Source organism: Fulvivirga kasyanovii, from assembly GCF_009711405.1.
Taxonomy (GTDB): domain Bacteria; phylum Bacteroidota; class Bacteroidia; order Cytophagales; family Cyclobacteriaceae; genus Fulvivirga; species Fulvivirga kasyanovii.
Window position 1 is genome coordinate 1 of the sequence record NZ_SMLW01000132.1, and the last position, 1,101, is coordinate 1,101.

The 1,101-nt window shown below is 44.3% G+C and carries 1 protein-coding gene; it reads right to left on the reverse strand.

Translation table 11 applies throughout. From position 1 onward, the window contains the following. Positions 1 to 9 precede the first annotated feature (9 nt). Entirely contained in the window at positions 10 to 990 is a 981-nt protein-coding gene (locus E1163_RS00320; protein ID WP_155168543.1) for a hypothetical protein, read from the reverse strand. Between the last annotated feature and the right edge of the window lie 111 nt (positions 991 to 1,101).

Sequence of the window (1,101 nt, forward strand, 5' to 3'; positions counted from 1 at the left end):
ACCAATGGGTTACATACCATAAGCTTTCAACTGCAAACCAACATACCTCCTCCTGTTAGACCACTTTTCCATATCACAAACAAGCTGGCTGCGGGTGTAGCTGGCAGGTATAAAAACGTTATTGGTCCTGGACTGACAGCTCTTTAATTGTTCAAGGCATAGCTTGCCCAGTGAGGTAATAACACTGAGCTTGCGCAGACATTTTTTGATATGTTTTTTCTCATAATCCAGCGACAAAAAGGCTTGCGTCATGCTTTCAATGAGTTGATCATATTCCTGCTCTTGACGCCTAATATCTTGGGTGTTGGTAAAAAGGGTTTGCTGTCCGTTTTGAAGGTCTTTATAGACATCGTACATATCATTGGTCAACTGTATGAGGTGCCCAAACAGAAGAATGGCTTCTCGCTCACTGGCTTTTAAGGGGTCAGTGAGCATGAGTCTGAATAAAACTGTCCAGATACTTCCTTTTTCGTAGGTGATTTTGCCAAGTTGCTCATCAGATAGCTGCTGTTTTTCCAGTTGCAGCAGGCTTTCATCCTGGGCTATCAACGCCTGTCTAAATGTCTGGTAAAACTGGTTTCCATTGCCGTTATCCCTGATCTGATCGTACAGGTACTTTGGCAGCAGCATTTCAGGCGCATGGCCCCCTTTATAATTACTGAGCTGCTCCAATATTTCGGTGGAAGAAAGTTTGAGGATGTCTGTCAGGTCGTCGAGCAGAGGGGTGAGTATGCTCAGGTGAAGCGTATTTCTTTCTTCTGTTTTGCTAAGCTTCCTGCCCCTTAGTGTGGCAAAGCAGGAGTTGACATAAAACCCAAGAACAGTATATACGGCTATTCTCTTCCTCTGACTATCAGAAAGCTGTTGCCCGGCACCAACCAACAAGCTGTTTAGTTCCCTCATCATCCTGCCGACATGTCGCTTCCTCCTGAAATACAGCTCGTTTAGCAGTTGAATATGTACTGATAATATTTGGATGTGGTTTGTCATACAATTGCCAAAAGGCTTCGGAGTTTTCCGTCGGTGAAATTAGGCTAAGATAGTGAGTTTGCAAAGCCCGGAGTGATTGTGTAGGCAATCGGCAAGAGCAATAGGCAAAAT